We start from the raw sequence: 24,396 nt of genomic DNA, 5'->3' as shown, positions 1-24,396 counted from the left end.
ATCAGCGACACTAGGTTCGTCCGAAGGGCACAACCTGTTCCGATGTGGAACACCTCACTCGGACCCGTCGCGGGAGAGGCTCGCGGGACCACCGACCCGAGGAGCGACCCCATGACCGACCCCACGACCGACCAGGTGAAGCAGGTGACCGTCGGCGACGTCAAGATCGCCTACGAGTGCTTCGGCGACCGCGCCGACCCGCCCCTCCTGCTCGTGATGGGCCTGGCCACGCAGATGCTGGGCTGGGACGAACGGTTCTGTGCCCGGCTCGCGGACCACGGGTTCCACGTCATCCGGTTCGACAACCGGGACGTCGGGCTGTCCACCCATCTCGCCGACGCCGGCGTCCCCGACCTGGGCGCCCTGGTGAGCGGCGATCCGACCGCCGCTCCCCCGCCGTACACCCTGCTCGACATGGCCCGCGACGTCGACGGGCTCCTCGATGCCCTCGGCCTGGACTCTGCGCACGTCGTCGGCGCCTCCATGGGCGGGATGATCGCCCAGCAGCTCGCCATCGGGCACGCTCACCGTGTCCGCAGCCTGACCTCGATCATGTCCACCACGTCCCGCGACGTCGGCGCGGCCCGGCCCGAGGCGATGGCGGCACTCTTTCTCCCGCCGCCGACGGACGCGGACACTGCCGCGGAGCGGGCGCTCGACGTCTACCGGGTGATCGGCTCCCCCGGCTACCCACTGGACGAGGTTCGCCTCGCGGAGGTGGCGCGCCGGGCCTTCGCACGCGGCCACGACGCTGCTGGCGTGGCGCGGCAGTTCGCCGCGATCGTGGTGTCACCGGACCGTACGCCCGGCCTCCGCGCGCTCGACGTCCCGACCCTGGTCATCCACGGTGAGGACGACCCACTGGTCCAGGTGGACGGCGGACGGGCGACCGCGGACGCGGTCCCGGGTGCGCGGCTCGTCGTGGTCGCGGGGATGGGGCACAACCTGCCCGAGCCGCTGTGGGCGCAGCTCGTCGACGAGATCGTCGCCCACGCCAGGGCCGCCGAGGAGACCCGCGAGGGGGTCAGCCCGCCGACGCGGTGACGGCCTCCGGGGCGTGGATGTCCCGCTTGAGGATCTTCCCGGTGGGCCCCTTGGGCAGCGCCTCCATCACCCAGACGTGGCGCGGATACTTGTACGCCGCCACCCGGGCCTTCACGTGGTCGCGGAGCTCCTCGGCACTGACGACGTACGCCGGGCGCAGCGTGACGGTCGCGGCGACCTCCTCGCCGAGGGTGGGGTGCGGCACGCCGACGACCGCGGCCTCGAGGACTGCTGGATGGGCGTACAGGACCTCCTCGATCTCGCGCGGGTAGACGTTGAAGCCACCGCGGATGATCAGGTCCTTCTTGCGGTCGACGACGTAGTAGAAGCCGTCCTCGTCGCGGGTGGCCAGGTCGCCGCTGTGGAACCATCCGTCGACGACGGCGTCCGCAGTGGCGCGGGGCCTGCCCCAGTAGCCCTTCATCACGTTGTGGCCGCGGATCACGATCTCCCCGACCTCACCGGGGCCCACCTCGTCGCCGTTGCGGTCCACGAGCCTCACCTCGACGCCGTCGATCGGGATCCCGATCGAACCGACCTTCGCCCGGCCCGGGCGGTTGAACGTGGCGGTGGGCGAGGTCTCGGACAGGCCGTAGCCCTCCAGGATCGGCGCCCCGAACGTCTCCTCGACGCCGCGCAGCACCTCCACCGGCAACGAGGCGCCACCGGAGACGCAGACCCGGAGGCTGGACGTGTCCGCGCCCTCGGCGCCCGCCTGGAGCATGGTGACGTACATCGTCGGTACACCGGCGAAGACGGTCACCCGGTCGCGCTCGACGAGCCGCAGTGCCGCTTCGGCCTCGAAGCGTGGCACCAGGGTCAAGCAGGCCCCGACCGCGACGGACGCGTTGAGGCAGTTGCTCTGCCCGAACGCGTGGAACAGCGGCAGGCTGCCCATCACCACGTCCTGCTCGGTCAGGCCGATGAGTCCGCCGAACCCGAGCGCGTTGAGGCGCAGGTTGGCGTGCGTGAGCTGGGCGCCCTTGGGCGAGCCGGTGGTGCCGGAGGTGTAGAGGATCACCGCGGTGTCGTCGTCAGCCCGCGCCACCGGCGCGAGGTCGGCGTCGAGGTCACCCAGGCCGGCCACGAGGCCGTCGTCCGCCACCACGACCTCCGCGCCGGTCCCCCTCGCAGCGGCCTGCGCCTCGGGAGCGGCCTGGGTGGACACGAGCACCAGCCGGGCACCGGAGTCCCGCAGGTGGTGCTCGACCTCCCTCGCCTTGAGCAGCGGGTTCATCGGGACGACGATCGCTCCGGCACGCAGCACTGCGTAGTAGAGGACCGCGAACGGCACGATGTTGGGCAGCATGAGCCCGACGCGGTCGCCGGGCTCGACCCCACTCCCGCGCAGCCAGCCCGCGGCGCGGGCGCTGAGGTCGTCGAGCTCGGCGTGGCTGAGCACCACGTCGTCGAGCCGGATCGCCGGACGATGGCCGTGGCGATCCGCTGAAGTGGTGAGGATGCTGACGAGGTTGGTCATCTCCGACCACCTTTCTCGAGCAGGAACTCGATGATCGTGGGGATGGTGGTCCGGGCCGCGGTCCGTCCCACCAGCAGCCCGACGTGGCCGCCGTCCAGCCTTAGCTCGTGCTTGTCCGCCGAGCCGACCAGGTCGAGCAGCGGGGCGGCGGAGGCCTCCGGGACGATGTGGTCCTGGTTGGCGAGCACGGTGAGGAACGGCACGGTGATGTCGGAGAGGTGCACCCGGTCGCCGCCGATGACGAGCCGATCGTTGACGATCGCGTTGTCGTCGAGCATCCCCGCCAGCTGGCGCGCGACCCCGCCGGGCAGGGGCACGTGGTCCTGGGCCCAGCCGATCAGGGCCTGGTAGGACGCCACGTAGTCGTCGCTCCACAGTCCTTGCCACAGGTCGACGTACTGGGTGACCGCTGCCGTCGGCTTCAAGGACCGGAACCCCTGGTAGATGACCTGCGGGGGGACGTTGCCGTCGGCGTCGAGCAGCGAGTCCACGTCCAGGCGGCCCTGGGTGGTGAGGTTGCCGAAGGGGCCCAGGTGGTCGAGGTCGACGGGGGTGGTCATCACCGTCAGGCTGCGCAGCGGCGCGTCGCGGTGGTGCGCCGCGTACAGCAGTGCGAGCACGCTGCCGAAGCAGTAGCCGAGCAGGTTGACCCGGTCCGCGCCCGAGACCTCGCGCACGCGCTCGACCGCCGCGGGCAGGTAGTCGTCGACGTAGTCCTCGAGCCGGTTCGCGGCGTCGCGCTCGTCGGGGACGCCCCAGTCGAGCAGGTAGACGTCGAAGCCGGCCTCGAGCAGGCGCTCGACGAAGCTGTTGCCCGGCCGGAGGTCGAGGATGTAGCTGCGGGAGAACAGGCTGAACACCAGCAGCAGCGGCGGCCGGGGCTCCGGGCCGCCATCGCCGCCCTCGTCACTGCGGTAGCGCCACAGCTCGCTGCGACCGTGGCGCCAGACCACGTCCTTGGGGGTCTGTCCCACGGCAGGACGTGCGGCCCCGGTGGCCATTCGGGCCCCGTTGCGCGCTCGCAGGCCGGCGCGGACCACCTTCTGGCTCGCCCGTCCGGCGATGCCCGTGGCGTCGTGCGTCGTCACTGTCCGCCGCTCCGCTCACGTCCGGGGTTCGCCTGCTCGAGCTGCAACGAGAGACGCCGCACGTCCCGGTCCAGGGCTCCGATCTGCACCCGGAGTCGTTGGACGTCCGTCTGCGCCGGCAGGTTGACGAGGTGCCACGCCGCGGCTGTCACCCCGCTCAGCCTGCGCCCTACCGTGCGCCGGACACCGAGCGCCAGCGCCGTCGCCCTCGCGAACTCGCCGCTGCGCACCCACCTCTCGGCATGGGGGGCGACGACCCGTTCCGCGACGTCGTAGGTTCTGCGCCAGGTGGGCGTGTGGGTCATCGGTGCTTCCTCCGGGGTGCAGGCCACATCAGCGCACGCGGGCGCCACCGGCGGGTTGCCGTCGGTCTCCGGTGCTGGGTGGCAGCGACCCTAGGGCGACGCGGAGGCACCGTCGTGTTCCGATCTGGTACAGCGTCCGCGTCGCATGCGGTCGGCTTCTCGCGGCCGCTCGCGATACCTGAGGTGCAACAGTCCTTGGTGCATTGGTATCAGGAATGCAGCGTCAGCCCTCCCGCTGGTGTGACCGTCGTTACATACTGATGAGGTGAACCGCCGCAACGAGTCGTCCGCCGTGACACCCGTCGGTCATGCGCGGGTCGACGACGCGCTGGTCCGCTCCGCGAAGGAGACCCTGATCTCCTTGGGCCTGCTGCACAGCGTGGACTCGCAGCCGCTCAGGGTCCCCGACGAGATCGACCGCAGCTGGCGTCGATCCATCAGCGCCGGGGCCACCCGCACCACCGGGGCGTTCCAGTTCGTCAACGAGTTCGACGCGGACAGCGAGCTCTCGCGCGCAGCCCGGCCCGTCCTGGACCGGCTGGCAGAGACACTGCAGGACATGGGCACGGCCATCTTCCTGGCCGACCGGTCGGGACAGATCGTGGAGCGCCGCGTCGCCGGCGGTACCGAGCAGGACCGGTTCGACCGGGCGAACGCTGCGGAGGGTTTCGACTTCTCCGAGGAGACCATCGGGACCAACGGGCTCGGCACCCCCATCCACGACGGGACCGCCGTCTTCGTGCGCGGCGCCGAGCACTTCAACGAGGCACTGGAGACACTCGCGTGCGCGGGCGTCGGGATCCGCCACCCCGTCACCGGTCGGGTCATCGGGTCGCTGTCCCTGGCCGCGCCCGTCGACGCGGCCGAGATGATGATGCTCGCGATGACCCGTCAGGGCGCCCAGCAGATCGTCGACAACCTCAGCGCCACCGTCGGCAGGCGCGAGCTCATGCTCGGGCACAGCTACCAGCGCCTCCGGGCCAAGGGCCCGGTGATCGTGCTCAACAGCGACACTGTGATGACCAACGTCACCGGCCTGTCCTTCCTCAACGTCGAGATGCACGCGCGGCTGTGGGACTCCCTCCTGGCGCGTAACTGGGACCGGGGGCCACAGGAGCTGGAGCTCGACCTCCAGTCCCTCCACGCCCGGGTGCTCGCGCACCGCCTCGACGACACCGACGACGCCGCGTTCGCCGTGGAGATCCTCGACCGCAAGCAGGCCCGGCCGACTGGCAGGCCGGCGCGGTCGACACCGGTGCGCGACCCGTATGTGGTCAACCTGCAACGTACGGCGGCCCGTTCGTCGGGCGCGCTCGCGGTGACCGGGCCCAGCGGGTCCGGCAAGTGGTACGTCGTGCGGGAGTGGTTGCGCGCCGAGGGCCACGACGCGCTGCTCGTCCTCGACGCCGGCGCCCTCGGCGGCCATGACGGCCATGACGGCCATGACGGGTGGCGACGCCAGGCGAGCGCCGCTCTTGCCGAGGGCGGAACGGTCGTGCTTCGGCGACTCGAGGACATGGACGTCAGCCTGGTCGGCACGCTCAAGACGTTGGCCGACAGCGCGAGCCCCGGACGGCTCGTGCTCACCGCTGACCTCACCAGGTGCTCGGCGCCGGCCCTGCAGGTGCTGTCGCAGGTCGCGGTCGGTGTCGAGGTTCCGGCGCTGGCGAGCAGGGGTCAGGAGCTCTCGTCGATCGTCCAGGCCCTGCTGGCAGAGATCGAGCTCGCCCGGCGACCAGTGATCTCGGCGGCAACGATGCAGGTCCTGATGCGTTGGAGCTGGCCGGGCAACGTGGCCGAGCTGCGCCAGGCCCTGCTGGGCCTGGCCGCCGAGCTGCCGGGCAAGGTGGTCAGCCCTTACCACCTGCCCGAACGCATGTGGGACGCCGCGAACCGCCGGTCCCTGACCCGGATCGAGGCCGCCGAGAGGAGCGAGATCGTCGCCGCCCTGCGCCAGGCCGGGGGCAACCGGTCGAAGGCGGCGAGCATGCTGGGGATCGGTCGTACGACGCTCTACCGCAAGCTGACCGCCCTCGGGATCGACGACGAGGCGCTGCTCTCCTGACCTCGCCCCTGCGGGTCGGGACTTATCGGTCGCCGGCCTCGAGGAAGTCCGTCACCCTCCGTGCGGTCGACTCGGGCCGGGACAGCACGAACATGTGGCCGCCACGCGGGATCACCTCCAGGGTGGACCTGGGCGTCAGCGCATGCATCAGGCGCGCGTTGTGGACCGAGAAGACCGGGTCGTCGTCGCCGTGCATGATCAGGGTCGGTTGGCCCAGCAGCGGGAGGAAGGGCACGCTGGTCCAGCCGAGGAGCGCCAGGAGCTGTCGGCGGTAGGCGCCCGCGTCCACCTTGCGGACCAGGCCCAGTCGCGACAACAGCTCGGGACGTGCCACGAAGTCCCCGCCGTAGACGCGTCGGACGAGGGTGTCACGGTTCGCCTCGCTGCGGTCGGGGCGCCAGAAGCTCGCGACCGTCGCGGGAGCGACGGGGAGCGCGAGGAACCCCGGGCTGGTGCCCGCCAGCACGACCCGGCGCACGCGCCGGGGATGGGTCAGCGCCAGCTGCTGTGCGGTGATGCCGCCCCAGGACAGTCCGACCACGTCGAACCGTCGGACGCCCAGCTCGTCCATCACGCGGCTCACGAACCGGGCGTAGGTCGGTATCGACGGCCAACGTCCGAGGTGCTCGGGCTCGACGTCGAAGGCGATCGTGGTCCGAGGGATCAGCTCTCGAAACTCCCCCCATCGCGCCTGGTCCAGCCCGACCCCGTGGCACATGAGCACCGGCACCGATCCGCGGGCCGTCTGCACCGACACCTTCACCACCCGGCCGGAGACCGTGATCTCGCGTACCTCGTCTGCCCGACCGTTCACGTCCTGCACCCGCTTTCTCGCCCGGGCGTCCGCGAAGACCGCTCGGCACACTCGACGACGACATGGAACGGCCGAGGTGGCGCTCCTCTGCGGGCGCCACCTCGGCCGTGGGCTCGGTGCTACGCCTTCTTCTTGGCCGCCGGGGCAGCCTCGACGACCGGCTGCGCAGCAGCGAGCAGCTGGTGCCCGAACTCGCGCTGGTTGGCGATCACCTTCTCGAAGGCGTTGTAGACGTCGTCCACCAGCGCCGAGGGCTGCGGGAGCCGCTCCGACCAGGCGGCAACGCCCGGCCGCGAGGCCTTCGGGGTCAGCGACTGGGTCGCCTGCGCCCAGAAGCCGACGGTGCTGAGGGTCGCGGCCTGCGCGGTGCGCACGCCGTCGAGCACCTGGTCGGTGACCTTCTGGACGTACTCCTGTGCCTGTGTCATCTGCTTGCTCCTCTGTGAGATCGATGGGGACGACTTTGCAAACTATATGCAGCACTCGCTCAATGCGTCAACTAGTACGCACGTGCTCGGTATAGTTCACACATGGCAGATCGATGGACTCCGCAGCTCGAGGCACTGGGCCACTACATCAAGACCCAGAGGCAGCTGGCCGACCTGTCGCTGCGCCAGATGGCCGAGCTCGCAGAGGTCTCCAACCCCTACCTGAGCCAGATCGAGCGCGGCATGCACCAGCCGTCCGTGCGCGTGCTGCGATCGATCGCGCGAGCCCTGAACATCTCGGCGGAGTCGCTGCTCACCCAGGCCGGCCTGCTCGACGCGGTCGCCAGCGAGGACGGCGGTGCGGCGTCGGGGGTGGAGGCCGCCATCAAGGCGGATCCGCGCCTGTCCCAGCAGGCCAAGCAGACACTGCTGGCGGTCTACCGCACCTTGCTCCCGGACGACGGCGATGCCGGAGGCACAGAGGGCTCGTCCACCTGATCGACCTCCAGCAGGGCGTCGAGCACCGCGCGTACGGCGGGGCTGCGCTCGTCCGCCCGCCACGCGGCGCGGAGATGGACGTCGGGAAGTCCTCCCCCCTCGCTCGCCGCGACGGGGACGAACGTGACGTGCGGATCGCCCTGGTTCGCCGCCACGGACGACAGGGTGAGCGAGCAGCCCACCTCGGCACTGACCAGCGCGAGCGCGGTCTGCGTGTCCGGAGCCACCTGTACCACCTGGGGCACGAACCGCTGCGCCTCGGCCAGCCGACGTAGGCGATCCGTGAGCACGGATCCCTCGTCGGGAGGGAGCGTGACCAGGCGCTCGCCCCGCAGCTCGGCGAAGTGGACCTCCTCCTGGTCGGCGAGCCGGTGGGTGGCCGGGACGGCGAGCACCAGCCTGTCGCCCATCACCACCCGGGAGTCGATGCCGTCGGGGAGGACGTCCCAGCGGCCCAGCGCGATGTCCGTCTCCCGAGTGGCCAGCTTCTGGATGGCTGGCAGCGCAAAGTTCTGACTCGACAGCTCGAGCTCGATCCCCGGGCGTTCCGAGCGGACACGGCGGGCGAGGGTGGCGACCAGCGGGTGGGTCGACACCCCGGCGAACGCGACCCGGACGAGCCCGACCTCCCCGCGCTCGGCCGAGCGGGCGGCCTCGGTCGTTCGTCGGAGCGCCTCCAGCACCTCACGCGCGGGCTCGAGCATCGCCTGACCCGCTGGCGTCAGGGAGACCGACCGCGTGTTGCGGTCGAACAGCGTGGTGCCGAGCTCCCGCTCGAGCTGCTTGATGGTGCGGGTGAGGGGCGGCTGGGCCATGTGGAGCCGTTCGGCAGCCCTCCTGAAGTGCAACTCCTCGGCCACGGCGAGGAAGGCGCGGACCTGGGACGCATCCATAGCGTCACGGTATCACCGAAGTAGATATGAAGTATTGGACGAGCAACAATCAACCGTCCATAGTCGTGTCCATGTACACCGGAAACCCCGAGGTCCCCGACGACGTCTTCACTGACGTGCTCAAGCAGATCAGTGAGTTCGTCCGCGAGCGGGTTGTCCCGCGCGAGATCGAGATCATGTCGACCGACGCCATCCCCGACGACCTGCGTCACCAGGCCGCGGAGATGGGACTGTTCGGTTACGCGATCCCCGAGAAGTGGGGCGGACTCGGGCTCGACCTGGTCCAGGACGTCGAGGTTGCGATGGCGCTGGGCTACACCTCCCTGTCGTTCCGCTCCATGTTCGGCACCAACAACGGCATCGCCGGGCAGGTGCTCGTCGGGTTCGGCACGGAGGAGCAGCAGGACCGGTGGCTGCCCGGAATCGCATCCGGCGAGGTCGTCGCGTCCTTTGCGCTCACCGAGGTCGGCGCAGGCTCGAACCCCTCCGGCCTTCGCACGACCGCCACTCCGGACGGTGACGACTGGGTGATCGAGGGAACGAAGCAGTTCATCACCAATGCCACCGAGGCCGGCCTGTTCGTCGTGTTCGCCCGCACCGCACCGGCCACCGAGTCGAGCACCGGCATCGCGGTCTTCCTCGTCCCCGCGGACACTCCCGGTGTCGAGGTCGGTGTCAAGGACGCCAAGATGGGCCAGGAGGGATCACGCACGGCGGAGGTCACCTTCGACAGGGTGCGCGTCGGCAGCGACGCCCTCGTCGGCGGCGACGGTGACGTCGGCTACCGCGCGGCGATGACGTCCCTGGCCCGTGGACGCATCCACATCGCAGCGCTGTCCGTCGGCACCGCGCAGCGCGCCCTCGACGAGTCGGTGTCGTACGCCGCGACGGCGACGCAGGGAGGTAGGGCTATCGGTGACTTCCAGCTCATACAGGCGATGCTCGCCGACCAGCAGGCCGGCGTCCTGGCCGGTCGCGGGATGGTCCGAGAAGCCGCCCGGGCCTACGTGACGGGCGAGGACCGCCGCATCGGCCCGTCGGCCGCCAAGCTGTTCTGCACCGAGATGGTGGGCGAGGTGGCCGACCTGGCCGTGCAGGTGCACGGCGGCTCCGGCTACATGAGGGAAGTGCCGGTCGAGCGCATCTACCGCGACGTCCGCCTGTTGCGGCTGTACGAGGGCACCAGCGAGATCCAGCGCCTCATCGTCGGTGGCGGCCTGGTCCGGGCCGCCCGGAAGACGACGTGATGCTCCCGCTGGACGGGGTCACCGTCGTCGCGCTCGAGCAGGCCGTCGCCGCCCCGCTCGCCACCCGCAACCTTGCGGACCTCGGCGCCCGGGTCATCAAGGTCGAGCGCGTCGACGGCGGCGACCTCGCGCGCGGCTACGACCATGTCGTGCACGGCACGGGCGCCCACTTCGTCTGGCTCAACCGGGGCAAGGAGTCGATCGCGATCGACCTCAAGACCGACGAGGGCCGAGCGGTGGTCAAGCGGCTCGTGCTGGACGCCGACGTCTTCGTCCAGAACCTCGCGCCCGGTGCGGCTGTGCGACTCGGGCTCGGCGCCGCCGAGCTTCGCTCGGAGAAGCCCGAGCTGGTCGTGGCGAACCTGTCGGGCTACGGCGCCGGCGGCCCGTTGGAGCAGCGCAAGGCCTACGACATGCTCATCCAGGCCGAGGCCGGCCTGATCTCGATCACCGGCACGCCCGACGACCCGGTGAAGACTGGCATCCCCACCGCCGACATCGCGTCGGGGATGTACCTCAGCCAGGCGGTCGTCGCGGCACTCCTCCGCCGCTACCGGACCGGCGACGGCGCCACCATCGACGTCTCGATGCTGGAGGCCACCGTCGAGTGGATGGGCCACGCCCTCTACACGCAGCTCCACACGGGGACCGCGCCCGCGCGCATGGGCGTGGGGCACAGCGCGATCGCGCCGTACGACAGGTTCCCGACCACGGACGGCGAGATCCTCATCGGGGTGCAGAACGACAGCGGCTGGCGCGCGCTGGTCACCCGGGTGCTGGACGCGGCCGAGCTGGCCGACGACCCCCGCTTCGCCACCAACGTCGCACGGGTGGCCCATCGCACGGAGTGCGACGAGGAGGTCGCGGCGCGCACCCGAATCTGGACGACCCAGCAGCTGGACGAACGCCTGGCCACGGCCGGCATCCCGGCCGCCCAGATCAAGTCGATGGGGCACGTCGTCGCCCACGAGCAGCTGAGGGCGCGCGACCGTTGGCGCAGCATCGACATCGAGGGCGGGACGACGTCGGCGCTGCTGCCCCCCGCCACCTTCGAGGACGTGGAGGCCGCCATGGGTGCGGTCCCGGCCCTGGGCGAGCACACGCGTGCCCTGCTCCTCGAAGCCGGTCTCGACCGGTCTGAGGCGGAGGCGATCCTCCGCCGCGGCACCGCGTCCCAGCCCGACGGCAGCGCCGTCGGGGTCGCGTAAGGCGACCACCCCCACCCCGAGCCCTACCCGTCGAGGAGACATCCCCATGGAAGCATTCATCGTTGCCGGTGCCCGGACACCGATCGGACGGTACGGCGGCGCCCTGGCCGGCACGCGACCCGACGACCTCGCCGCCCTGGCGCTGGGCGAGGCCGTGACTCGTGCGGGGGTGGACCCTGCGCACGTCGACGAGGTCGTCCTCGGCGCGGCCAACCAGGCTGGCGAGGACAATCGCAACGTCGCTCGCATGGCCGCCCTCCTGGCAGGGCTCCCCGACTCCGTCCCCGGTCACACGGTCAACCGGCTGTGCGCCTCGGGGCTGACCGCGGTGGCCACCGCGCGGACGATGATCGCCGCCGGGGACGCAGACCTCGTCGTGGCCGGCGGGGTCGAGTCGATGACCCGGGCGCCGTGGGTGACGGAGAAGCCGGCCAAGGCCTGGGCGAAGCCCGGCGCGAGCTTCGACACCTCGATCGGGTGGCGCTTCCCGAACCCGCGCTTCGGACCCAGCACGACGTTGTCGATGCCCGAGACCGCCGAGCGGGTGGCCACGAAGTGGGGACTCACGAGGGACGAGCTCGACGAGTTCGCCCTCGAGTCCCACCGACGCGCGGTCCGGGCGATCGAGAGCGGTCACTTCGTCGACGAGATCGTCGCAGTGGGCGAGGTCGACACCGACGAGGGTCCCCGCAGCGACACCAGCCTCGAGCGCCTCGCGCGCCTTCGTCCCGTCAACGGCCCGGGCGGGGTCGTCACCGCCGGCAACTCGAGCTCGCTCAACGACGGAGCGGCGGCGCTGGTGATCGCGAGCGAGGCGTACGTCGAGAAGCACGGCCTCCAGCCTCGTGCCCGGGTCGTCGCGTCGGCATCTGCCGGGGTCGCCCCCGAGATCATGGGGATCGGCCCGGTCCCCGCCACCCGCAAGGTGCTGGAACGGGTCGGCTGGTCGACCTCCGACCTCGACGCGGTCGAGCTCAACGAGGCGTTCGCGTCGCAGGCGTTGGCGTGCATCCGGGACCTGGGGCTCGACCCCGAGGTCGTCAACGCCGACGGTGGAGCCATCGCTCTCGGCCATCCCCTGGGAGCCTCGGGCGCCCGCATCCTCCTCACCCTCCTCGGACGGATGGAGCGGACCGAGGCACGGCGCGGTGTCGCCACGATGTGCGTCGGCGTCGGGCAGGGCACTGCGCTGCTGGTGGAACGGCCGTGACCGCCACGCTCGAGGTGGAGGAGCAGACCGACCGCGTCGTCGTGCACCTCGCACGCCCAGAGGTTCGGAACGCGATCAACCACCAGATGGTGTCTGAACTCCATGCCGTGTGCGACCTGCTCGAGGCCAGGCCGCGCGTGCTGCTGCTCGCCGGCAAGGGCGGCCACTTCGCCGCCGGCGCGGACATCGCCCAGCTGCTCGAGCGCCGTCGGGACGATGCGCTCCGGGGCATCAACTCGTCGCTCTTCGACCGGATCCACCGGCTGCCGATGCCAGTCATCGGGCTGCTGGACGGCTACGCGCTGGGCGGCGGCGCCGAGCTCGCCTACGCGTGCGACTTCCGGGTCGCGACTCCGCGCGTACGCCTCGGCAACCCCGAGCCCGGACTGGGCATCCTCGCCGCTGCCGGCGCCACCTGGCGGCTGAAGGAGCTCGTCGGGGAAGCCGTGGCCAAGGAGGTCCTGCTCGCAGGCCGGGTGCTGACGGCGGAGGAGGCGCTGAACGTCCGACTGGTCAACGAGATCGCAGAGCCGGACGTCCTGCTCGACGCCGGCCATCGCTGGGCCGACCGCATCGTGAGTCAGGCCGGACTCGCCGTACGCCTCACCAAGGCCGCGTTCCACGCGCCGCGCGACGCCCATCCCTACATCGACGACCTCACCCAGGCCGTCCTGTTCGACACCGACGAGAAGCAGGCACGCATGACGGCGTTCCTGGAGAGGAACAAGAAATGACCGTCCCCACCCAGGTCGGCGTCTACGGCGGAGGCCGGATGGGCGCAGGCATCGCGCACTCCTTCCTCGTCGCAGGCGCCCACGTGAGCGTCATCGAGTCGTCCAGCGAGGCCGCCCAGGCCGCGCAGGAGCGGGTCGCGTCGTCCGTGACGCGCGCGGCCGAGCGTGGACACCTGCGCGAGGAAGCCGGTCCCACCCTGGCGCGGCTGACCGTCGCCACGGACCCGTCGGGCCTGGCGGGCTGCGGGCTCGTCGTGGAGGCGGTCCCTGAGCAGACGTCCCTGAAGAAGCAGGTGCTCGCCACGATCGAGGCCGCGGCCCCGGACGCCTGGATCGCCACCAACACCTCCAGCCTCTCCGTCGACGAGCTCGCCGCAGCCCTGGTCCGACCCGAGCGGTTCATCGGCCTGCACTTCTTCAACCCGGTGCCGGCGAGCCGGCTCGTCGAGATCGTCGTGGGTGCCGAGAGCGGCAGCGACCTCGTCGAGCTGGCCGGCACCTGGGTCGGCGACCTGGGCAAGACCGCGATCACGGTGACCGACTCCCCCGGCTTCGCCTCGTCCCGCCTCGGTGTCGCCATCGCGCTCGAGGCCATGCGGATGCTGGAGGAGGGCGTCGCGACGGCGGAGGACATCGACACCGCCATGGAGCTCGGCTACAAGCATCCGGTCGGTCCGCTGCGGACCACCGACCTCGTCGGCCTCGACGTACGGCTCGCGATCGCCGAGCATCTTGCCCAGGAGGTGGGCGAACGGTTCGACCCACCTGCCGTGCTGCGAGACCTGGTCGCGGCAGGTCACCTCGGTCGCAAGTCCGGGCAGGGGTTCTACAGCTGGTGACAGCGCCGACGACGAGGAGTGTCCACCCATGAGGATCACCGGTGCAGTTCTCGAGGAGGTCGGCCGAGCCGGACCGTGGGCCGAGACCCGTCCGTTGACGGTGGGTGAGCTCGACCTCGAGGAACCGGGTGCGGGCGAGGTCCTCGTCCGGATCACGGCTGCCGGGGTGTGCCACTCCGACCTGTCCGTGGTCAACGGCGACCGGGTCCGCCCCGTCCCGATGCTGCTGGGCCACGAGGCCAGCGGACGGGTCGTCGCCCACGGCCCCGGCGTGTCCGACCTCGCGGTGGACCAGCAGGTCGTCATGACCTTCCTCCCCCGCTGCGGGGAGTGCGCGGCCTGCGCAACCGGCGGCCGCCTGCCATGCCTCCCCGGCTCGGCCAGCAACATGGCCGGCGAGCTGCTCGGAGGAGGGCGCCGACTGAGCCGGGACGGCGCCCCGGTGTACCACCATCTCGGAGTGTCGGCCTTCGCCACCCACGCGGTGGTGGACACCCGCTCGGTCGTCGCCGTCGAGGACGACGTGCCGCCCGACGTCGCTGCCGTTCTCGGGTGCGCCGTGCTCACGGGTGGCGGCGCTTTGCTCAATGCCGCACCACCCGGTCCCGGGCAGAGCGTCATGGTCGTCGGGCTCGGCGGCGTGGGCATGGCGGCGCTGCTCACCGCCCTCGCGCTCGGCCGCGGCGACGTCGTCGCGGTGGACGGTGTCGCCGCCAAGCGCGACCACGCGAGGGAGCTGGGAGCGACCACCGTGCTCGATCCGGGCGAGCTCGCCTCGAGCGGAGTGAGGTGCGACGTCGTCGTCGAGGCGGCCGGCAACGCCCGGGCGTTCGAGTCGGCGGTCGCCGCCACCGCCCCGGGAGGCCGTACGGTCACCGTGGGCCTGCCACCCCCCGACGCTGTCGCAGGGGTCTCTCCCCTGCTCCTGGTGGCCGAGGCTCGCACGGTGATCGGCAGCTACCTCGGGTCCGCCGTGCCTGCCCGGGACATCCCGGTCTTCGCACAGTGGTGGCGGGAGGGTCGGCTCCCGGTCGAGGCACTGGTCTCGTCCCGCATAGGACTCGACGACATCAACCGTGCCATGGACGAGCTGGCTGCCGGCACGGCCCTGCGACAGATCATCGAGCTGTGAGGACCGGAGCGGCGTGCAGTGGCCGCCCGTCCAGGAGATCCACTAGGCGCCCGGGTCCTGCTCCCACGAGCTGAACAGCAGGGTGGAGGAGAGCGCGTTGAACGGCAGCGGGATCCCGTGCTCGAGACCCTTGAGGTGGGCGGCCTTGAGGTCCTTGAGCAGCACCGCCAGAGCGGTGTCGGCGGTCCACTGGGAGACCGAGTCCCAGTTGCGGGCCACCCAGCTGTCGCCGGTCGACACCTCGAAGAGGCTCAACAGCTCGGACCCCGGGAGGTTGTAGTGCGCTCCCAGCTTGAGGCCCTCGGCCACGGCGTTCATCGTGATGCCCAGCACGAGGTTGTTGACCAGCTTGGCGGCCTGGCTGTTGCCCGGCTTGTCGCCGTAGTAGAACGTCTGTGACCCGACGGCGTCGAAGTACGGACGCGCGGCGTCCACCCTGTCCCGGGGACCGGAGGCCATGATCGACAGCGTGCCCGCCTCGGCACCGGTGGCACCTCCGGACACGGCAGCGGCGATGAGCCGCACGTCTCCGGCATCCTCGACTCGCTGACCGAGCTCGTTCATCGAGTCGGGGTCGAGCGTGCTCATCACGATGATCGTCATGCCCTGAGGGTCGGCGGACAGGAGTCCGTCCTCCCCCAGGATGACGTCGACGTTCTGGGCGTGGTCGCGCACCATCGACACGATCGCCTCGTCCGCCTTCTCGGCCACTTCGGCGACCGTCGAGGCAATGGTGATGCCGGCGGCACGTGCCTTGTCGCGGCTGCCCTCGAAGGCGTCGTAGCCGATCACCTCGAAACCGGCCCTGTTGAGATTGACGGCCATGGGGAGCCCCATGGTTCCGAGTCCTACGAACCCGATGCGCTTGCTCATCGTCTGCTCTTTCGTGGTGGGGGGTCAGCTGGCGGAGGAGTCGCTCGCGGTCCGTTCGGCCATGACCTGCTGCAGCAGCGTCAGGCCGTTGAGGACGCGGGGGAACCCGATGTAGGGGATTCCGTGGATGAGCGCACCGACGATCTGCTGCTGGGTGAGTCCGACGTTGAAGCCGACGCTGATGTGCAGCTTCAGCTGTGGCTCGATGCCCAGGGCAGCGAGCATCGAGATCGTCACGAGGGTCTGCTCCTGCTGTGTCAGGGAGTCACGCGAGTAGATGTCGCCGAAGGCGAAGGAGACGATGTAGTCGGCGAGGTGCTCGTCGATGCTCTGGTAGGAGTCGACCAGCTTGGCGTGGTCGTACGACCCGGCGTGCTCGGGCGAAACGAGCTCCATCATGCGGTCCAGGCCGCGCTGGTACCGGTCGGTGGTGGGGTTGGTGTCGGTCATGGTTCTCTCCTGGTGGTTGCGGGGCGATCAGCGGTCGCTCGGTGCGCCGGCGAGAGCGCGACGTGGAGACGGCTCGGGGGCAGACGTACCGACGGGGGTGTCCGACGCGGAGTGCGCACGGGGCACCAGGACGCTCAGCACGGCGCCCACGAGGGCGAGGCCGGCGAGGACGTAGAAGACCGAGCTGACGCCGACGCCCGCGGCGAGGAAGAGCCCACCGAGGAGCGGCCCGCTCACCCCGCCCAGTCGGCCGAAACCAGCAGCCCAGGCAACGGCAGCCCCGCGCATGGGGGTGGGGAACTGGGTGGCGACCAGCCCGTAGATCAGGATGGACGTGCCGGTGGTCCCGAAGCCGACGACGGCGACGCATGCGAGGCGTACGCCGAGCGGCAGGTCGAGGGACATCAGCGCGATGAAGGCCGCCCCGATCACGAAGCACGTCGCGACCACGGGACGCGCCCCGAAGCGGTCGGCGAACCGAGCACCGGTCAGGGCTCCCACGATGGCGCCACCCGCCAGGACGAGCAGGAAGGACAGGGAGCCCCTGGTGTTGAAGCCCACCTGCTCCATCAGGACCGGCAGCCAGGTGTTGAGGTAGTAGTTGAGGAACTGGCCCAGCGCGCTCATCAGGCCGACCACCACGGTCGCCAGGACGAATCCGGGACTGAAGAGCCCGGCGAACCCGACGCGGGGGGCGTCTTCAGCTTCGGCTCGCGGAGCAGGCATCGGGATCCCGGTCCGTTCGGAGACCTCTCGAGCCTTCTCGAGCTCGCCACGGGCGACCAGCCACTGCACGGACTCCGGCATCTTGAGGATCGCCAGGGGCAGCAGGGTCACCAGCGGAAGCGCACCCACCATGAAGAGTGCCCGCCAGCCGATGGCCTCGAGGAACAGCATGGTCAGCAGCGCTCCGAGGAGGCTTCCCAGCGGCACGCCCGCATAGCTGATCGCACTGGCGAGGTTCTTCCTGCCGGGCGGCGCGATCTCGGTGACCAACGTGGCGGTGGTGCCGATAAGAGCGCCGATCCCGAGACCGGTGAGGAACCGGAGCACACCGAAGGACGTCGTCGTCGTCATCAGCGCCGTGACGAACATGCCGACCGAGAACCAGGCGTACGCGATGAGCATCACCTTGCGGCGACCGATGCGGTCGCCGACCGCGCCCGCCATCAGGGCGCCGGCCATCATGCCCAGCAGCGCATAGCTGCCGAGTGTCCCGGCGAGCGTGGGTGTCACCTCGCCGATGTGGCTGGAGTCTCCGAGGAAGGTGGACAGGACCGCGCCGTAGATGACGAGGTCGTAGCCGTCGAAGACCATGCCGACGGTCGCGAGGGAGATGACCCACCTCACCGTGCGTCGACGGCGGATGTCCTGGTCAAGGGTGGTGGTCGAACTCATGGGGACTCGTCTCCTGGGCTGATCCGTTTCGGATGGTGTGGTCGCATGACCCGGCGAGCCGTTGTCCCCGAGAGCAATGTGACGTGGACGACTAGGTGCGCGGGAGACCCCGCCTTACGTGTACCGATGTGGAACACCCCGAGCCGGAGGGCTCAGTGGCCATCGCAGCGGGCGCTATCGACTGCCCGACTCCATGTACGTCTTGAAGCCGACCCAGTTGCGACGCTCCCAGGTCGGCCCGACCAGGGCCAGCACCGGCGAGAGCAGCCGCATGGGTCCGACGAGACGCATGTCCCAGTCCCACCTGAGCCGCGTCCCGCCCTCGACCTACTCGAAGGTCAGCGTGCCGTCCACCCACATGTACGACGAGATGACGCGGTTGTGGAGACGGCGTGGTCGCTCGTACTCCCCGATTGTCAGCGTCATCTCGCCCTTGGCGCCCGTCCCCCTGGGCTCGGCCACGAACCGGGCGCCGGGGCCGACCGGTCCCGCGCTGACCTTCTCGGCACGGGTGATCCGAGGGTTGTACCTCGGTTCGTTCCGCTCGTCGGCGACCAGGTCGAAGACTTCATCGACGGGCGCATCGATGGTGACCTCTCCTGCGACGCGGGTCATCGCCGCACCTCGTGCCCACTCGTGACCTGGACCATGACACACATCCCGTCATCCGCAGGAGCGCCCGCGTGGCCACGAACTGCGACCCGGGGCACCGCGCTCCCTCCTGTCAACGGTACTTCCGCGCACTCCGGGCGGGCAGAGCCGAAGGTCCCGTCAGCGCCTCAGTCACTGACGACGGTCGGCGGTCGGACACATGAGGGCGGCCCGAGGGTCTCCCCCTCCGGGCTGGCCGATTGAGCAACGTATCCACGGCCGGCTCGCCGTCCCGACCACGCCTCTCACCCCACGTCCTGCATCTCCAGCAGAGTTTTTTGCCTTTTTGCGAAACGCCGCCGATCGCCGCGGACACCCCCGGTCATGCTTCTGTGCACCTAGTCGTACCGCCCGCCCGCCAACATCACCCGAATCGAGACGGCCACCAGCACACACCACCTGGCATGCAGGTGCACACCTCGGTCCGCAGTTTGTCCTCCGACTGATTGTCCACAAGGCCAATTCCACAGAACCCGCCTCGATCTGCAAGAGGTGTATGTCGGATTGGGGTGAGGACGGGCGGGAGGGCCTTGGACACCTACATGATGCGTGGAGATTCAAGACTCAAGGTGCGTGCAGAGGGCTGAGGGTGCAGTGCCATGCAGCGTGCATGCAGTCGTTGCGGTCACGGACAGGACGGTGATTCTCGACGCGCGGTCGCCCGGGATGAAGGCGAACTCTTGAACCCGGTCCACCGAGCGGCCTGTCCTCGCCAAGCCGGTCAACCGCCACATCGTCTCTGCCTCCAGGCAGTTCAGGACGAGTGCTCGCGCCGACCTCGCCTGGCCCGACGACCGCCAGCTCGAGGTTGCAGGACCGGTCTCGGGACTGCGCGCTTGACCATGCTGTGCGTAAGCCAGTCAGCGTTCAAGGCCCTCGTGCTCGGCGCTCAAGAATTCGCCTGCACGATCATCGGTTCGCGGGTCGAGCGTGAGCTGGAGTCCGACAACGTCTGGCCTGTCAAGGATCGCGGCATCCATCGGGTTGACATCGGCATGTTAGGACGGGCGCCCCTTCGGTCGACGCGAACGCCGCGCACCCTCCCCCGCCCGTCCTGGGACGGGCGAACCTCGGGCGGGCGCAAAATGGTGCCTTCCTCGTTCACAGTGGGGACATGAAGACGTCGCTTGGGCTAGGCACCGGACCTGTCGCCGACTCGAACTGGTAGAGCCCTCGAACGACAAGAACGCAGGTCAGACCGGTGATGCTGAATCAGCAGGACCGTGGGCAGCGATGGACGGCACGTCGACTCCCAACGCCCGTCGGATTGTGGCCCACCCGTCACGTCCACACCGGCTTCGTTGTGTGTGTCCTTCATCGCGCAGTTTGAGGTGACCTGGAGGCACTGCACAGCGCCCAGATAGACGCAGCCGGGGAAGCCGCCATCCGCAGTGACGAGTAATGCTTGTTCGTTCGACGCTCAACTAGACGTTCGCACTCCCGGTATCGGACGTTCCGTCGGCGGACCACTGGGCAAGGACGAACATGACGTGAAGCGCCAAAGCAGCCTCGTCCGGTGAGACATCCTGCATCAATCCATGTGCGGACCGGTTGCGCAGGTTGATGCCAGTGCGCTGGGTCAAGAGGACGGCGAAGTACCGTCGAAACTGTTCGGGGACCCGCCCCTCAAGGAGGCTCAGGAGTTCCCCGAGACCTTTGTACGCGCCCATCGATCTGCCGTCGAGGGACGGCTCTCGGTAGACGGAGAGGCCAACGGCGCGGGCCATGCTTCTGACGACGCGCTCAATCCGTACCAACAGACGCTGTAGACAGGCCTCGTAGTCGCTAGCCAGGAAGTCCTCGTAGGCCTTCCCCACGCCTTCTGAGGTCGGTTCATCAACGAATTGACCTTGGACCAGTTGTTGCACCTCAGCAGCCGTGAGCCGTCCCTGGGCTCCCAGGCGCTGCAGGATCTCGCGCAGAAAGCTCCCCCAGAGAGTGATCGACATGCTGTGGTGCCAGGTAAGCGCATGGTTGAACTTCTGTTCGTCGCTCGTGACGTGGGCGAGAGGCATTCCCTCGGTGTTAGTCACGACGGTGGTGAAGAGATGTACAAGCGGGTACGCGCGCATCTGTTCTCTGACTAGGTCCGCATCTGCGTCAACGTCCGTGATGGGACAGTGGGCGCCGAGCTTCACGAGTGACTCTTGTGCACTCGACGTTTCGACGAACGTGGCAAGGAACCCCTCTACGACGTCACTGGGGATCGATAGCTCGGTCGCCATCTTCTCCATGCCCAGTTCTTCCGGCGTCCTCGGCTGCTGCAATAGCTCGCGCAGGTCTTCGGCCGCCGCGGTGAGTCCTTCGTTCCGCGCGAGTTCTAGAGCCCGCTCAAGGTGAGAGAGGCCAACGAGTCCTCCCCGCTCGTCAGCTTGCTGCTTCCACATGTGAACGGCTTCTGCGGCGATGCGTCGTCTTTCGTCAGCATCCTTGGCCCGCTGCATTCGAAGCAGTTGCAGCGCCTCGACGATGAAGGGATCGTCGGCGTAGCGAACCCGCGCCTCCCCAATCAGCGCGTTCAGCTCTGCTGGTCGGTCAGGCTCCCGCAAACCAGCCAAGGCCTCGATCAGCGGAACCGCCACGCCAGGTGCCCATTCCTCGTCCGCCACTGTCTGGCGAACGGCATCGACCATCTCGCTCACGGTTTCTTGGACCAATGTCGCATCGCGAAGCTCAACGGCCAGTTCCAGGGCGCGGACGAGCGCATCTGACCGATGAAGCGATGCCAGCGCATTCTGGCCCCACATTCGCCGGAAGGCCGCGTTCGCTGTCCTCGCATAGAGGTCCGGTCGGGGTTGCGCCTTCACACACCAGAGGAGGTCATTTAGCCGTGCCACCACGACATCGCTTGTGGTAAAGAGCTGAGTCGCGTCAACCCATGCCGCGACAGTCTCTGGGGTCACGGCCGTCAGGGGCTCGGGATAGGCGTCGCCGTCTCCGCTAGAGAACATTGATCCGTAGATATCATCAATAGTCTCTGGGCGAGAGGCCGAGCGCCGCGCGTGGTAGTCGAGTGCCCGAATGAACGCCTGGAGATGGTCTTCCACCTCCTCCGGGAGCGCAGCCTTCACCCTGCCCGAGAGCTCGTAGATCTCGCAGGGCTCCCTCAGCGCCTCGGCGATGGCGGCTACCACGTCCGGCGACCAGTCAAAGTTCAGGCTTAGCCCGTCGCCATCCGGATCGGACGCCGCATCCTCGTCAGTCATTCTTGCTCCCTCCGCTAAAGGAGATTACGTCGAGCCAGCTCGCCCACCCATTGGGTTCGCAAGTGTCGCGAGGACTGTGGCCGATGTTGCAACCTAACCTTCGGCCGAGACCGAGGCAGCGTGGTCACTGGACAGCGGAGGCTTTGTCATGGCTGACCGCGGGGGCGTCAATCCGCCGCTTGCGCATCGCCCCAAACTCCCCTGTCTCGGTAGGGTCTGCCAGTCGGGTCCTGAGTAGGACCGAGGTCGATCCGAGGAGGCAACTACATCAAGTCCGCGGGTGGGATGTCGGTGCGGTTGTAGATGCTTGCTCCATGACTACCGAAGAACCCGCAGGTTTGATGGCGGCAGGGCCGGTCCGAACCTGCGCGTTCTGTGGCTCTGGTGCGACGCTCACACGCGAGCACGTTCTTCCGCAATGGCTGTGGCGAGACGCGGCTGGACGTCGACGGAACCCGGAAGCGGTCTCGTTGGAAGGCGCTTTTGGGCGTAAAGAGTTGCTCGTCCAGACTCCCGCAGGGATTGCCGGCAACTACTTCACGAAACGGGGTCATCCTTGGCAGACCCCAAACCGGCGGGTGGTACGGGCAGTCTGCGCGACGTGCAACAACGGCTGGATGTCCGTCCTCGAGACGGAGTTCAAGACGATCCTGACGACGAAACTGTGCCGCCCTCGTTGGCGCTTGTCTCGCGACGAGTTGTCGACCGTCCGACGCTGGGTCATGAAGACTGGTGTTCTGCATGAGTTCACAGACGGCGAGATGAAGCTTGTCGATCAGCCAATCTTGAATGCTCTGATGGCCAACAAGGAGCCTCCAGGCACTTGGTATGTCGGGCTCGCAGGGGCTGCAAACGACCTGAGCGAGGGCTTGGACTCGTGTCCCGTTTCGCTACACATAGAGCCGGTCCCCGACCAGAGCGGCCGAACTGTCGGGCACGCTCACCCAGCTTCGGGGGACCATGAGCTCGTGTATGCGATGCAGCATCTACTCACGTTCTGTGGCCTGATCTTTGTCCTGAGGTATACGCCGCTCCCACTTGTGCCGCCGGCTCGGCTCGATCACGACTTGCCGCATATGCCTGGCGGTGCTCCGCTGACGATTGCCAAGGAGCGGCCACTCCAACAGGTGCGGCGCGCTGACCTGCCCCGATGGAGCGACATCGACGCTCGGAACACCGATCTGTGGTTCCACGCAATGTCCGCGGACAAGGCGATGATTCTGATGTGTGGACAAGACCACCTGTTGAAGATCGGTTCTCACGCGACTTCTAAGGAGAGTGACTTTGCAGGGATGGAAGCGGTCCTACAGGGGTTGGTCCATGGCGCTATCTCCGTGGGGGACCTGCAGCGTCGTATCCGTGCGTCATAGCGCCGCTTGTCGGCACGGGTGAGTCACAGGATCGATGAATGTTTCGGGCGGGCAGCGATGCGGTCATGGCAGACGTGGGATCACTGCGAGATCACTGCGAGAGCTCTGCGAAAGCGATCCTGCGATTGCGGGTCGCTGACACCACGGCTGCCTCTCGGTCGCCGTATGCAACAACCACGGGCCGGTAGTCGTCCAACCCGACGTAGGTGATGTGCGTCGGGGGCCCCCAGGCTCCGCCACGCCCGCGGACCCGCGTCCGCATCTCGCCCTGCTTTCGAATCCACACCACACGCAGGGCCCCGTCCCGCTCGAAAGCGGCGGCGTTGAACCACATGCGCGACGACGCTCGCCCTATTCTTCTCGGAGGGCCCCAAGCCCGCCCGTCTTGCACCCGTGCCATCAACCATGAGTCGCCGTCTGACGAGGGCAAGGAACTCCACACGACTGCGGTTAGTCGACCGTTCGTGGTCAGGGTCTGCCAGAGTTCGTCCCGGTCGGGCTGCGCGGCGATACTTCCGGCCGGCGTCCAGCGCCCTGACGCCGTCCGTGACGAGGTGTACGCGTGATGCTCAAGCTCGTCCGTCTCGACCCAAATGGCAGTGACCCGGCCGGAACCGCGGTTAGCCACTTGAAGATCAGCAACGCCAGCCGACTGCATGACGAACTCGGTGGCCATCCACTCTCCGTGCGCGGAGAGCAACCGATGCTTCACACGGAAGGAACGCAACCCGTCCTCCCACATCACGTCCGTCCACAGCACCGCGACGGATCCGTCCCGCGCAGCACCCGTCGCGATGCTCAGCGGCCTCGCGTCCTTGCCGGTGAGGAACTTCGGTTTCGACCAGGCCGCACTTGAGCCGTCGCGGCGGACGGCCACGACTCGATTGCCTGCCCCGGGAAGTCGCTGAAGCCAGACCACGACCTGCCGACCGCTCTTGCTGACCACGAGCTTTGGACCGGAGAGGACCCGCCCTGGTAGCCCCGGAGCCAGGAGCATGCTTGGGCCAAAAGTCCCATCGGCCTCCTGCGTCCTGACGTGGGGACCAGCCCCGTCATCTGGCAGGTACGCGGCGACCAGGCGACTATCTACCGCGAGCTCGATGTCATAGCGGCTGACGTCGGCCTCTATCACCTGCTCGATGCTCCACGTCCCGCCAGCGGGCCTAGTTCGGATCACCAGTGCCCAATCTAGTGACGAAGCGCTGGTCGCGACCCACGCGGCCGTCAAAGCGCCGTCAGCCGCGGCGAACAGGCGCGGGGCGTTGCCGTTTACTCCTGGCCGAGTGAGGATCTCTCGCTGGCTCCAGTCTTCTTCACCGGCCACCGCTTCGGGCGCGGGCAGGAAACTGGCTAGAACGACACCGATGACAACCCACGCCCGACGCCTTGGGATCATCGCCCCAGCATCCTCGCGGCTGCTTCTGCTGGCAAGGAACAGATAGGATCGGCGTCGGCAACCGAGT

The 24,396-nt window shown here is 68.9% G+C and carries 22 protein-coding genes; 10 read left to right on the top strand and 12 right to left on the bottom strand.

Translation table 11 applies throughout. The features are described from left to right. Positions 1 to 111: 111 nt before the first annotated feature. Positions 112 to 1,044 carry an alpha/beta fold hydrolase gene (locus IRX98_RS08295; protein ID WP_191279950.1) on the top strand — a complete coding sequence of 311 codons (933 nt, stop codon included), beginning with the start codon at positions 112 to 114 and terminating at the stop codon, positions 1,042 to 1,044. Here the strand turns inward: IRX98_RS08295 and IRX98_RS08290 are convergent. Genes IRX98_RS08290 through IRX98_RS08280 form a run of 3 tightly spaced genes read right to left on the bottom strand, consistent with a single transcriptional unit; the run spans position 1,025 to position 3,917 of the window. Continuing rightward, entirely contained in the window at positions 1,025 to 2,524 is a 1,500-nt protein-coding gene (locus tag IRX98_RS08290; protein WP_224275732.1) for a long-chain-fatty-acid--CoA ligase, read from the bottom strand. The genes IRX98_RS08295 and IRX98_RS08290 overlap by 20 nt on opposite strands. After that, positions 2,521 to 3,612, bottom strand: coding sequence for an alpha/beta fold hydrolase (locus IRX98_RS08285; RefSeq protein WP_224275729.1), 1,092 nt, complete (start codon positions 3,610 to 3,612; stop codon positions 2,521 to 2,523). Before IRX98_RS08285 ends, IRX98_RS08290 begins: the two co-directional genes overlap by 4 nt. Then, positions 3,609 to 3,917, bottom strand: coding sequence for a hypothetical protein (locus tag IRX98_RS08280; protein WP_191279948.1), 309 nt, complete (start codon positions 3,915 to 3,917; stop codon positions 3,609 to 3,611). Before IRX98_RS08280 ends, IRX98_RS08285 begins: the two co-directional genes overlap by 4 nt. Positions 3,918 to 4,182: 265 nt before the next feature. On the opposite strand from IRX98_RS08280, the gene IRX98_RS23400 reads away from it, so the two are divergent. Further along, positions 4,183 to 5,982, top strand: coding sequence for a sigma-54-dependent Fis family transcriptional regulator (locus IRX98_RS23400; protein ID WP_191279947.1), 1,800 nt, complete (start codon positions 4,183 to 4,185; stop codon positions 5,980 to 5,982). A 22-nt stretch (positions 5,983 to 6,004) separates the two neighbouring features. Here the strand turns inward: IRX98_RS23400 and IRX98_RS08270 are convergent, their stop codons facing one another. Both IRX98_RS08270 and IRX98_RS08265 read right to left on the bottom strand, forming a co-directional pair. Continuing rightward, entirely contained in the window at positions 6,005 to 6,796 is a 792-nt protein-coding gene (locus IRX98_RS08270; RefSeq protein WP_191279946.1) for an alpha/beta fold hydrolase, read from the bottom strand. A 119-nt stretch (positions 6,797 to 6,915) separates the two neighbouring features. Then, a complete protein-coding gene (locus IRX98_RS08265) occupies positions 6,916 to 7,224 on the bottom strand; it encodes a hypothetical protein (RefSeq protein ID WP_191279945.1) in 309 nt (102 codons plus the stop codon). Positions 7,225 to 7,326: 102 nt separating this feature from the next. On the opposite strand from IRX98_RS08265, the gene IRX98_RS08260 reads away from it, so the two are divergent. After that, positions 7,327 to 7,722, top strand: a complete 396-nt coding sequence (locus tag IRX98_RS08260) for a helix-turn-helix domain-containing protein (RefSeq protein WP_191279944.1) — start codon at positions 7,327 to 7,329, stop codon at positions 7,720 to 7,722. Here IRX98_RS08260 and IRX98_RS08255 read toward each other — a convergent pair. Continuing rightward, positions 7,662 to 8,615, bottom strand: a complete 954-nt coding sequence (locus IRX98_RS08255) for a LysR substrate-binding domain-containing protein (RefSeq protein WP_191279943.1) — start codon at positions 8,613 to 8,615, stop codon at positions 7,662 to 7,664. The genes IRX98_RS08260 and IRX98_RS08255 overlap by 61 nt on opposite strands. A 71-nt stretch (positions 8,616 to 8,686) precedes the next feature. On the opposite strand from IRX98_RS08255, the gene IRX98_RS08250 reads away from it, so the two are divergent. From IRX98_RS08250 to IRX98_RS08225, 6 genes are read left to right on the top strand one after another with little or no spacing between them, the layout of a single operon-like run. Next, positions 8,687 to 9,862, top strand: a complete 1,176-nt coding sequence (locus IRX98_RS08250) for an acyl-CoA dehydrogenase family protein (RefSeq protein WP_191279942.1) — start codon at positions 8,687 to 8,689, stop codon at positions 9,860 to 9,862. Continuing rightward, positions 9,862 to 11,070 carry a CaiB/BaiF CoA transferase family protein gene (locus IRX98_RS08245; protein ID WP_191280010.1) on the top strand — a complete coding sequence of 403 codons (1,209 nt, stop codon included), beginning with the start codon at positions 9,862 to 9,864 and terminating at the stop codon, positions 11,068 to 11,070. Before IRX98_RS08250 ends, IRX98_RS08245 begins: the two co-directional genes overlap by 1 nt. 46 nt (positions 11,071 to 11,116) lie before the next feature. Beyond that, positions 11,117 to 12,280 carry a thiolase family protein gene (locus IRX98_RS08240; RefSeq protein ID WP_191279941.1) on the top strand — a complete coding sequence of 388 codons (1,164 nt, stop codon included), beginning with the start codon at positions 11,117 to 11,119 and terminating at the stop codon, positions 12,278 to 12,280. Further along, positions 12,277 to 13,014, top strand: coding sequence for an enoyl-CoA hydratase/isomerase family protein (locus tag IRX98_RS08235; protein WP_224275727.1), 738 nt, complete (start codon positions 12,277 to 12,279; stop codon positions 13,012 to 13,014). Before IRX98_RS08240 ends, IRX98_RS08235 begins: the two co-directional genes overlap by 4 nt. Next, positions 13,011 to 13,853, top strand: a complete 843-nt coding sequence (locus IRX98_RS08230; protein WP_191279939.1) for a 3-hydroxyacyl-CoA dehydrogenase family protein — start codon at positions 13,011 to 13,013, stop codon at positions 13,851 to 13,853. Before IRX98_RS08235 ends, IRX98_RS08230 begins: the two co-directional genes overlap by 4 nt. Positions 13,854 to 13,881: 28 nt before the next feature. Continuing rightward, a complete protein-coding gene (locus tag IRX98_RS08225) occupies positions 13,882 to 14,985 on the top strand; it encodes an alcohol dehydrogenase catalytic domain-containing protein (RefSeq protein WP_191279938.1) in 1,104 nt (367 codons plus the stop codon). A gap of 42 nt (positions 14,986 to 15,027) precedes the next feature. Here IRX98_RS08225 and IRX98_RS08220 read toward each other — a convergent pair whose 3' ends face one another. The 5 genes from IRX98_RS08220 to IRX98_RS08200 all read right to left on the bottom strand — a co-directional run bounded on the left by IRX98_RS08220 (position 15,028) and on the right by IRX98_RS08200 (position 21,563). Beyond that, a complete protein-coding gene (locus tag IRX98_RS08220) occupies positions 15,028 to 15,858 on the bottom strand; it encodes an NAD(P)-dependent oxidoreductase (RefSeq protein WP_191279937.1) in 831 nt (276 codons plus the stop codon). A gap of 24 nt (positions 15,859 to 15,882) precedes the next feature. Continuing rightward, positions 15,883 to 16,308, bottom strand: coding sequence for a carboxymuconolactone decarboxylase family protein (locus IRX98_RS08215; RefSeq protein WP_191279936.1), 426 nt, complete (start codon positions 16,306 to 16,308; stop codon positions 15,883 to 15,885). 27 nt (positions 16,309 to 16,335) lie between these two features. Continuing rightward, the gene (locus IRX98_RS08210) at positions 16,336 to 17,706 is read right to left on the bottom strand and encodes an MFS transporter (protein WP_191279935.1); all 1,371 of its coding nucleotides are present in this window, start codon (positions 17,704 to 17,706) and stop codon (positions 16,336 to 16,338) included. Positions 17,707 to 18,033: 327 nt separating this feature from the next. Beyond that, a complete protein-coding gene (locus IRX98_RS08205; RefSeq protein ID WP_191279934.1) occupies positions 18,034 to 18,321 on the bottom strand; it encodes an SRPBCC family protein in 288 nt (95 codons plus the stop codon). 1,460 nt (positions 18,322 to 19,781) lie between these two features. After that, the gene (locus tag IRX98_RS08200; RefSeq protein WP_191279933.1) at positions 19,782 to 21,563 is read right to left on the bottom strand and encodes a DUF4209 domain-containing protein; all 1,782 of its coding nucleotides are present in this window, start codon (positions 21,561 to 21,563) and stop codon (positions 19,782 to 19,784) included. Positions 21,564 to 21,877: 314 nt separating this feature from the next. On the opposite strand from IRX98_RS08200, the gene IRX98_RS08195 reads away from it, so the two are divergent. Further along, a complete protein-coding gene (locus tag IRX98_RS08195) occupies positions 21,878 to 22,933 on the top strand; it encodes a hypothetical protein (protein WP_224275723.1) in 1,056 nt (351 codons plus the stop codon). A gap of 91 nt (positions 22,934 to 23,024) precedes the next feature. Here the strand turns inward: IRX98_RS08195 and IRX98_RS08190 are convergent, their stop codons facing one another. Next, positions 23,025 to 24,329 carry a hypothetical protein gene (locus IRX98_RS08190; RefSeq protein WP_191279932.1) on the bottom strand — a complete coding sequence of 435 codons (1,305 nt, stop codon included), beginning with the start codon at positions 24,327 to 24,329 and terminating at the stop codon, positions 23,025 to 23,027. Positions 24,330 to 24,396 lie beyond the last annotated feature (67 nt).

This window comes from Nocardioides lacusdianchii (assembly GCF_020102855.1).
GTDB lineage: Bacteria > Actinomycetota > Actinomycetes > Propionibacteriales > Nocardioidaceae > Nocardioides > Nocardioides lacusdianchii.
Note: the sequence above shows the minus strand (reverse complement) of the source record. Positions and strands in the feature narration are given on the sequence as shown.

Excerpts from the sequence above, each read along its gene's own strand:
- IRX98_RS08260 (WP_191279944.1), top strand. The coding sequence starts at position 7,327 with ATGGCAGATCGATGGACTCCGCAGCTCGAGGCACTGGGCCACTACATC.
- IRX98_RS08295 (WP_191279950.1), top strand. The coding sequence starts at position 112 with ATGACCGACCCCACGACCGACCAGGTGAAGCAGGTGACCGTCGGCGAC.
- IRX98_RS08195 (WP_224275723.1), top strand. The coding sequence starts at position 21,878 with ATGACTACCGAAGAACCCGCAGGTTTGATGGCGGCAGGGCCGGTCCGA.
- IRX98_RS08240 (WP_191279941.1), top strand. The coding sequence starts at position 11,117 with ATGGAAGCATTCATCGTTGCCGGTGCCCGGACACCGATCGGACGGTAC.
- IRX98_RS08220 (WP_191279937.1), bottom strand. The coding sequence starts at position 15,858 with ATGAGCAAGCGCATCGGGTTCGTAGGACTCGGAACCATGGGGCTCCCC.
- IRX98_RS08210 (WP_191279935.1), bottom strand. The coding sequence starts at position 17,706 with ATGAGTTCGACCACCACCCTTGACCAGGACATCCGCCGTCGACGCACG.
- IRX98_RS08190 (WP_191279932.1), bottom strand. The coding sequence starts at position 24,329 with ATGATCCCAAGGCGTCGGGCGTGGGTTGTCATCGGTGTCGTTCTAGCC.
- IRX98_RS08230 (WP_191279939.1), top strand. The coding sequence starts at position 13,011 with ATGACCGTCCCCACCCAGGTCGGCGTCTACGGCGGAGGCCGGATGGGC.
- IRX98_RS08265 (WP_191279945.1), bottom strand. The coding sequence starts at position 7,224 with ATGACACAGGCACAGGAGTACGTCCAGAAGGTCACCGACCAGGTGCTC.
- IRX98_RS08245 (WP_191280010.1), top strand. The coding sequence starts at position 9,862 with ATGCTCCCGCTGGACGGGGTCACCGTCGTCGCGCTCGAGCAGGCCGTC.
- IRX98_RS08205 (WP_191279934.1), bottom strand. The coding sequence starts at position 18,321 with ATGACCCGCGTCGCAGGAGAGGTCACCATCGATGCGCCCGTCGATGAA.
- IRX98_RS08255 (WP_191279943.1), bottom strand. The coding sequence starts at position 8,615 with ATGGATGCGTCCCAGGTCCGCGCCTTCCTCGCCGTGGCCGAGGAGTTG.
- IRX98_RS08290 (WP_224275732.1), bottom strand. The coding sequence starts at position 2,524 with ATGACCAACCTCGTCAGCATCCTCACCACTTCAGCGGATCGCCACGGC.
- IRX98_RS08215 (WP_191279936.1), bottom strand. The coding sequence starts at position 16,308 with ATGACCGACACCAACCCCACCACCGACCGGTACCAGCGCGGCCTGGAC.
- IRX98_RS08250 (WP_191279942.1), top strand. The coding sequence starts at position 8,687 with ATGTACACCGGAAACCCCGAGGTCCCCGACGACGTCTTCACTGACGTG.
- IRX98_RS08225 (WP_191279938.1), top strand. The coding sequence starts at position 13,882 with ATGAGGATCACCGGTGCAGTTCTCGAGGAGGTCGGCCGAGCCGGACCG.
- IRX98_RS08200 (WP_191279933.1), bottom strand. The coding sequence starts at position 21,563 with ATGACTGACGAGGATGCGGCGTCCGATCCGGATGGCGACGGGCTAAGC.
- IRX98_RS08280 (WP_191279948.1), bottom strand. The coding sequence starts at position 3,917 with ATGACCCACACGCCCACCTGGCGCAGAACCTACGACGTCGCGGAACGG.